A 7,383-nucleotide genomic window follows, 5' to 3' on the forward strand; every position below is an offset into this window, starting at 1 on the left:
CTTTCTCATGGGGGTAACCTCGTGTGGGCAAATGTGAGGTTACTGTAGGGCGAATGTCAGCCGGGCGGCAGGACGTCTTAGAATGAACGCTTACCTTTGGATAAACATGGGGGAGTAAGAATTACTAATAATAATCAGCTATTCAGGATCGCTTTAAAAGAGATGGAAGAAAATGGTATCGAGGTAGAAACAGATTCAGCTCAAATCTCGCAGCGTATGGGTATTGCCCAAGTTAGGGATGCCTTGTTTGGGGCTCAGCGTCAAAGCCCGCTTGGAGAATTTGGTTTTCCTCTGATAGAAAGTGAGGCCATCGCATGAATGCAATTATTCCGCTTAGTACTTCTGGTAGCTACCGCTGGGTCATTCTGCTGATAGCTACCCTGGCTCAAGCAGCGGCATGCTTTTTCGTTCAAGGTATCGGGGCCATCAGCGTCTATATACAGGCAGATATGGCGCTCTCTGCATTTCAGATTGGGGCACTGGTCTCTGCTGCTCAACTGGTGCCTTTAGTAGGGCTGTTAGTTGCCGGGGAGTTGCTGGACAGATTCAGTGAGCGTTTGGTGGTGGGAGTGGGAACCCTCGTTGTAGGCATTGCGCTTAGCGCTGCCGTGCTGGCGGAGAGTTACTGGGCCATGCTGCTGTTTTTGGTCATCGTAGGGGCGGGCTACAGTACTGCCCAGCCTGGCGGTAGCAAATCGGTAGCCGCTTGGTTTGACAAATCCCAGCGCGGCTTTGCCATGGGGATTCGTCAGGCAGGCTTGCCGCTGGGTGGGGCGCTGGCGGCGATCATACTACCAACCGTCGCGATCACCTGGGGGTGGCGCGCCTCTTTTTTGGTAGGGGGGCTAATTGCGATTTTCGGGGCGTTGGTCTTTATGCTTTTTTACCGTGCTCCTATTGGCGTGGTGCCGTTAGCAAGAGCCTCTGAAGGTAGCGTAAAAAAAGTCGTCTTATCGCGACTGGCGATGATTCGTGAACCGGCCATGAAACAGATTATGGCGTCCGGTATTAGTTTGATCTCGGTTCAGTACGGCATTTTGATTTTTACCGTGCTCTACCTGCATAGCCGTTTGCAGATGGAGGTACTGCAGGCGGCGACGTTGCTATTCGTAGCCCAGGGGGCCGGGGTTGCCGGGCGTATTTTGCTGGCGGCCTGGAGTGATCGCTGTCGCTCGCGCTATTTTCCGGTCATGGTATGCATGGTGGCGGTGATAGTAGGGCTGCTGGTATTGGTTTGGCTGCCGCTACACTCAACGCTTATGCTGGGCGGTTTGATGGCCTGGTTGGGCTTTTTTGGTTTTGGTTGGTACGGCCCTTGGGTAGCTTATGTGGCTGAGTCTGCACCTGCTGATAAAACCGGCTTTGTGCTAGGCCTAGCCATGGCGATTAACCAACTGGCGATTGTCTCAATACCCCCACTGCTGGGGTGGATGCTGGATATCTCTGGCAGCTTTATGCTCGGTTGGAGCTTGCTGATCGCCATGACACTAGCGGGACTACTAATAACCATCCAACAAGGAAACATTAATGAAAGCCATCGTTTTTGACGTATTTGGCACTATTGTTGATTGGCGCTCCAGTTTGATTCGTCAGTTCAAGGAGCTGCAGAAAGAGCTGGGGATTGAGCTGCCCAGTGAAGTGATAACGGATCAATGGCGTCAGCATTATGCCCCTTCAATGAACCGAGTACGGCAAGGTGACGTGCCGTGGATGGGGCTGGATGATCTGCATCGAGAAAGCCTCGTCAAACTACTCAATCAACATGGGATTACGCTAGACGAGGCGACCATTGATCGCATCAACCACTTTTGGCACCAATTAGAGCCCTGGCCGGATGTTCAGAACGGCCTGCAGCGCTTAAAAGAGCGCTATATTATCGGCACGCTGACCAACGGCAATTTATCACTAATGGTGGATGTGGCCCGTCACGCCAAACTGCCCTGGGATATGGTGTTTTGCGCCGAGCTATTCCAGCACTATAAGCCGGACCCAGAGGTCTATTTAGGGGCTTGCCGCCTGCTTCGCCTGCCGCCTGAAGAAGTGATGCTATGCGCGGCGCATAATTATGACCTGGGTGCTGCCCGTGCCTTGGGAATGAAAACCGCGTTTATACCCCGTCGCACAGAGTATGGCCCTCAGCAGGATAAAGATTTAGAAGCAGAGCAAGCATGGGATTTTGTGGCTGAAGACCTCGTCTCGTTGAGCGAGCAGCTAATAGAGTGAGCCAACAATAAGTAGCGTAAGCGCAGGGCAGGGATTAGTACCATTAAGGCCCTGCAGGCCCTGCATCCACCACCGCGTCACGCAACGTTTCAGCGAAGTTTGCCAGGGCGGGTGTCCAGGTTTCTGGTTCGGGGGCGACAAAATAGGTATCGATATTGGCGATGGAGGTGGGCAGTGCCAGCGTGTGAATCCCGAACCGGTGCTGATGGGCTTCAACCGTGCCACGGGGGAGCACCGTGTAACCCATCCCGGCAGCAACGCAGCCAAGCATCGCGTCCAGCGAACCGAACTCAAAAATCCGGCCTGCATTGACACCTTGGGACGCCAGCAACAGCTCAATACGCTGGCGGTAGCTGCACCCCTGGCGAAACGCCAAGAAAGCGGACGTCAGCAGTGCTTGTGAAGAGGGCATCTTCGTCATAGGGGTAGAGCCGACTAAGACAAGCTGCTCGCTAAATGCTTTGAGCGAGTGATAGCGGCCATGCTCGAGTCGGCCGGCTACAAAGACACAGTCCACTTGCCCGTTAAGCAACAACTCGAGCAGCTCAGCCGTGGGCCCGGTCTTGATCTGGATATCAACGTCAGACTGCGCTGCGTGGTACGCCGCCAGTATCGGCGGAAGGCGCAATGCCGTCGTGGTCTCCATGGCGCCGATGCGCAGCCGCCCACATGCCTTCTCCTGGCCTTTGAACAGCGACACCGCTTCATCGTGGGCCGACAGCATGCGCTCGGCGTACTCCACCAGCGCCAATCCGGCACTCGTCGGGCGAACGCGCCCCGCACGGTGAATCAGCTGTACGCCTAACTCCTCCTCGAGTTTTTTAATGTGGGTGGTCACATTGGATTGCACCGTGTGCAGCCGTTTGGCCGCCGCCCCAAAGCTACCGGTTTCGGCCACGGCCACGAGCAGTCGCAGCGATTTAAGTTGCACGCGCCATCTCCCTGTCAGGATATCTATAAAAAAGATAGTAGCGATCAAAATTAATCGTTTCTAGAAATAGTTCCTCACGCGTAATCTGACTGTGCACTAACGCGCTGCCCACCTTGCCCAGTGGCGGCACGAAAAGGACACAACATGATGAATCGATCACTCACTACCCACGATCTGCCCGCCCTGATGACAGGAGTAATGGCGACCCTGGCGGGGATTGGCATCGCGCGCTTCGCTTATACGCCGCTACTGCCCGCGATTATTCAAGAGGGTTGGTTCTCCGCAAGCCAAGGTGCCTACCTGGGGGCTGCCAACCTGCTGGGCTACTTTATCGGCGCACTCGCCGCCCACTCGCTGAGTGAGCGCTTTTCTCCTCGCATGGTGATGGCCGCAAGCTTCGCGGGTATTGCGCTTAGCTTTGTGCTCTGCGCCGGGGCGGGCGGTTTCCTCTGGTTCTTCTTCTGGCGGTTGGTCTCGGGGGTTGCCGGGGCCATCTTAATGGTCGTTGGCCCTTCGCTGGCGCTAGCGGCCACGCCACCTGAAAGGCGAACGCGTGTCGGCGCCATGGTGTTTACCGGTATTGGCTTTGGCGCACTGCTTTCGGCCTTCATCGTGCCGTTACTGCTAGGGTTAAGCCTCTCCGTCACCTGGGGCACGCTTGGGCTGCTGTGTATTGCCGCGGGCCTCTTGTGCGACTGGGGTGTAGCACACTTAGCCTCACTGATTACGGCTAGCCCAAGGGTGAATAGCCCCACAGAGGCGGCGGGTGTAAAGATAATCGTGATGTTGGTGGTGGGCGCTTATGCCCTGGATGCGATTGGCTTTGTGCCCCATGCCGTGTTTTGGGTGGACTATCTCGCCAGGGAAAACGCCCTGGGCAATCAAGCGGCTTCATTGCAGTGGGGAATCTTCGGGTTGGGCGCCTTGTGTGGGCCGTTCATGGTAGGCGCGCTGGGGCATCGAGTGGGTTGGCAGGGTGGCTTGATGATCGCCTTTGCGGCGAAGGCCGTCGCCGTCTTGCTGCCGGTGTTCTCGCTCGCACTGCTCAGCCAGTCGGTTTCATCCTTCAAGGTGGGGGCGATGATCCCCGGCATTGTGGCACTCACCTCTGGCCGCCTTGCTGAGTTGGTAGGGCCAACCGCCCACAAGAAGCTCTGGGGGCAAGCCACCGCCGCTTTTGCAGCCGCCCAAGCAGTGGCAGGCTATGCCATGTCGGCGCTTTATGGCACTTGGAGCAGCTACGCACCACTGTTTGCCATCAGCGGCCTCATCCTCGTCGCGGGCTTTTTGCTGGTGCTGCTTAGCCGCGGCGTACAGCAGCGCCACACGCATCTTTCTGCCCAACAACTCAAAAACCACAGGAAGCAATAATGGAACTCTACCTAAACGCAACCTCGCCCTATGCTCGCCTAGCGCGCATCGTATTACTGGAAAAAGGCCTATCGGACGCCGTGACGCTGAAGTGGTGCGACCCCTGGGCAGACGATGCCGAACTCTTAAATGCCAACCCCGCCGGGCGTATTCCCGCACTGGTAACGGAGGAGGGCACCACGCTAAGCGAATCCGTGCTGATTGCCGTTTACCTGGATAGCGTAAGCCCCAACAAGCCAATGCTGCCAGCAGCCAGTTTGGGTGATGTGCTTCACCTGGCGGGGTCAGGCCAAAACCTGATGGATGCCGCGTTCACGACCGTGATTGCCAGAAAGCATTATGGCAAGGGGATTGATGACAGCGAGTTGGGTCAGCGGCGTTCGCGAGCCATTCAGCGGCTGTTGAAGCAGCTGAACAGTGAGCTTGGTGAAAAACAGTTGGCCTCAACTATTAACCTTGGCGACATTGCCATTGCGGTAGCGCTGGATTACTTAGTTTTCAGGCTTCCAGAGGTGAAATGGCAAGAAAAGTATCCACAGTTAAAGGAATGGCATGCTGGTGTGACAGCGCAAGAGAGCTTTCACCAGACGGCTTTCTGTTAGAATTTTCTATCAGGAGAAATGGGGCCAAGCGTGATTATCTAGCGAGCATGAACCGGCTTGCCGCGAAGCATGAGTAACATGCGAGTGAAAACTAACCCTATAGGGTGTTACAGGTTAATAAAAAAACAACTTCTAGTTGCTTACTGAATGTTTTCTTGATGAAGTGAACAAAATATTTTGATTCGAGGCACTTCAAGATGAAACCTGTAGGGTATGCGTACCTTCATGAGTATTTAGCCTTGGGAGTATGCCCGCCCAAACACCCCGCGCGGGTTCGTCCCGTCACACGCATCATGTCTATGGGGAACGAGATAGCGGTACCCGCAGGTCGAGCCCCTGATGCCTCACTGCTTGCTCATCTGGTGTTTGCGCTGAAACACGAAGGTATAGACCTTGCCATACTGGCAGGTTCCTTGCCCCATCTGCCCATAGAAGAGTTACGAGAGGCCTTGCAAACCTCGCCAAACGGCATTTATTTGAGGAAGTTAGCGTATCTATATGAAGCGATGGTCAAACGCTTGCCGTTCGATATTGTTGTCAGCGGTCGGGCAGTGCCTCTTTTCGATCCTGAGCATTATATTGTCGGCCCCTCGGTGCGAGACAGCCGTTGGCGAATCGATTTCAATGGTCTAGGCACGTTGGACTACTGCGCCACTGTGCGTCGTACCTCGGTTATTACGGCGCTTTTAGAAGAAGATATCCTGGGACAAGCTTCCACTTTTATGGCCTCATTGCCCACGGGAATGCTCGACCGTGCAATTCAGTGGGCATATTTGAGTGAAACACAGTCCTCGTTCGCGATCGAACAGGAGTCGCCATCGCCTGATAAGCAACAGCGCTTCATGCAACTGCTGCGCCAAGCCCATGAACGTAGACCGCTGACAGAAGCCTACCTCGTCGAACTTCAAAACAGCACTATCAGTAATCCTTTCGACAAAGCCGTCACCTTTCGCCATGAGCAAAACTACTTGCACAATGGTTTACCCGGAGCGCTAGGTGTCAGCTATCTGCCACCACCGCCAGCGCTTTGCGATGAGCTGATGAATGGGCTAATGACCTGGGCCAATCAAGATTCAGATAAGGGGGTAGCAGAAGGCGTTTCGCCACTGGTGGTGTCAGCGGTGCTCTCTTTTGGTTTTGTTTTTCTACACCCTTTCATGGACGGCAACGGACGCATATCGCGGTTTCTGATACACCATACGCTATGCCGAAAAGGAGGGTTGGACCGCGACAATCTTTTACCTATTTCGGTTGCCATGAAGCGTCATGAAGTAGAGTACTTGGCTGCCCTCGAAGCGTTTTCAAAGCCCACCCGAGAGCATTGGAACGTTAACTGGATAGATGCCGATCAATATGACTTTCACTTTAAGGGATTGGAGGCCCTGTACCGGTTCTGGGATGCGACAGAGGCGGTGGCATTTTTACTAAAAATGGCAAAGGCAGCCTTGGAAGACGAGCTAAAAGCCGAAACGCGCTACTTGGCGTGTTTCGATCATGTGTATGCTGTAATAAACGAAGCGTACGATATTCGTGGTAGTGATTTGGCGCGCCTGGTCATGATGTGCCTGAGCAATGAGGGGCGCCTTTCCAACAATCGCCGTAAACAGTTTCGCTATCAAGTAGCTGACGAGGTGCTTGATGCCATTGAAACCGAAGCGCGTAAGGTACTCGAGGCGCACCAAAGTGAAGAAGCGCCCCCTGAGTAAATGGTGACTCCGACCGGCCGCGCGGTGCTACGCTTGTTTCATCAAGCAAACCAAGGAGCGGTATGCACTACGATGCGCCACGCTTTACGACGCCAGCCGGGGAGATTATCGGCTGGCGAGATAAGGGCGTTATCCGCGCCTCTGGCATTCGCTACGCGCGAGCTCAGCGTTTTTGCGCCCCAACAGATGAGCCGTCATCGACCACGCCCATCCAGGCCACTGAGTGGTCGCCAGCCTCGCCGCAAAACACCATCCCAGAGCTGAATGAAGCATTAGGCATTTCCGAACAGGAGTTCCACTCAGTGGAGGGCGAGCTGCATTTATCAGTCACCCTGCCGGATAACCCCTCTAAAGCGCCGCGTCCGGTAATGGTATGGATTCACGGTGGCTCTTATGTGTTTGGGGCCGGGGATCTTGCGGTGTTCGACGTGCGCCCGCTGGTACTCGAAGGCAATGTAAGCGTTCATTCTAAGACGTCCTGCCGCCCGGCTGACATTCGCCCTACAGTAACCTCACATTTGCCCACACGAGGTTACCCCCATGAGAAAGC

Annotated in this window: 8 protein-coding genes; 7 read left to right on the forward strand and 1 reads right to left on the reverse strand. The window is 54.9% G+C overall.

Features of this window, described 5'->3' with window-relative positions; all coding sequences use genetic code 11:
- Positions 1 to 96 precede the first annotated feature (96 nt).
- From ACQKE4_RS19720 to ACQKE4_RS19730, 3 genes are read left to right on the forward strand one after another with little or no spacing between them, the layout of a single operon-like run.
- Entirely contained in the window at positions 97 to 318 is a 222-nt protein-coding gene (locus ACQKE4_RS19720) for a hypothetical protein (RefSeq protein ID WP_427389937.1), read from the forward strand.
- Positions 315 to 1,547, forward strand: a complete 1,233-nt coding sequence (locus ACQKE4_RS19725; RefSeq protein WP_427389938.1) for an MFS transporter — start codon at positions 315 to 317, stop codon at positions 1,545 to 1,547. Before ACQKE4_RS19720 ends, ACQKE4_RS19725 begins: the two co-directional genes overlap by 4 nt.
- Positions 1,528 to 2,223 carry a haloacid dehalogenase type II gene (locus tag ACQKE4_RS19730; RefSeq protein ID WP_427389939.1) on the forward strand — a complete coding sequence of 232 codons (696 nt, stop codon included), beginning with the start codon at positions 1,528 to 1,530 and terminating at the stop codon, positions 2,221 to 2,223. Before ACQKE4_RS19725 ends, ACQKE4_RS19730 begins: the two co-directional genes overlap by 20 nt.
- Before the next feature lie 43 nt (positions 2,224 to 2,266).
- Here the strand turns inward: ACQKE4_RS19730 and ACQKE4_RS19735 are convergent, their stop codons facing one another.
- The gene (locus ACQKE4_RS19735) at positions 2,267 to 3,154 is read right to left on the reverse strand and encodes a LysR family transcriptional regulator (protein ID WP_427389940.1); all 888 of its coding nucleotides are present in this window, start codon (positions 3,152 to 3,154) and stop codon (positions 2,267 to 2,269) included.
- A gap of 144 nt (positions 3,155 to 3,298) precedes the next feature.
- Here ACQKE4_RS19735 and ACQKE4_RS19740 point away from each other — a divergent pair, with 144 nt between their 5' ends.
- The 4 genes from ACQKE4_RS19740 to ACQKE4_RS19755 all read left to right on the forward strand — a co-directional run.
- Positions 3,299 to 4,525 (forward strand): YbfB/YjiJ family MFS transporter, encoded by a 1,227-nt coding sequence (locus ACQKE4_RS19740; protein WP_427389941.1) that lies wholly within the window; start codon positions 3,299 to 3,301, stop codon positions 4,523 to 4,525.
- The gene (locus ACQKE4_RS19745; RefSeq protein ID WP_427389942.1) at positions 4,525 to 5,127 is read left to right on the forward strand and encodes a glutathione S-transferase family protein; all 603 of its coding nucleotides are present in this window, start codon (positions 4,525 to 4,527) and stop codon (positions 5,125 to 5,127) included. Before ACQKE4_RS19740 ends, ACQKE4_RS19745 begins: the two co-directional genes overlap by 1 nt.
- A gap of 197 nt (positions 5,128 to 5,324) precedes the next feature.
- A complete protein-coding gene (locus ACQKE4_RS19750; protein ID WP_427389943.1) occupies positions 5,325 to 6,833 on the forward strand; it encodes a Fic family protein in 1,509 nt (502 codons plus the stop codon).
- A 62-nt stretch (positions 6,834 to 6,895) separates the two neighbouring features.
- The coding region (locus ACQKE4_RS19755) for a carboxylesterase family protein (RefSeq protein ID WP_427389944.1) at positions 6,896 to 7,383 on the forward strand (488 nt) is incomplete at its 3' end.

It is taken from the genome of Halomonas sp. NPDC076908, from assembly GCF_050269715.1.
Lineage (GTDB): Bacteria > Pseudomonadota > Gammaproteobacteria > Pseudomonadales > Halomonadaceae > Vreelandella.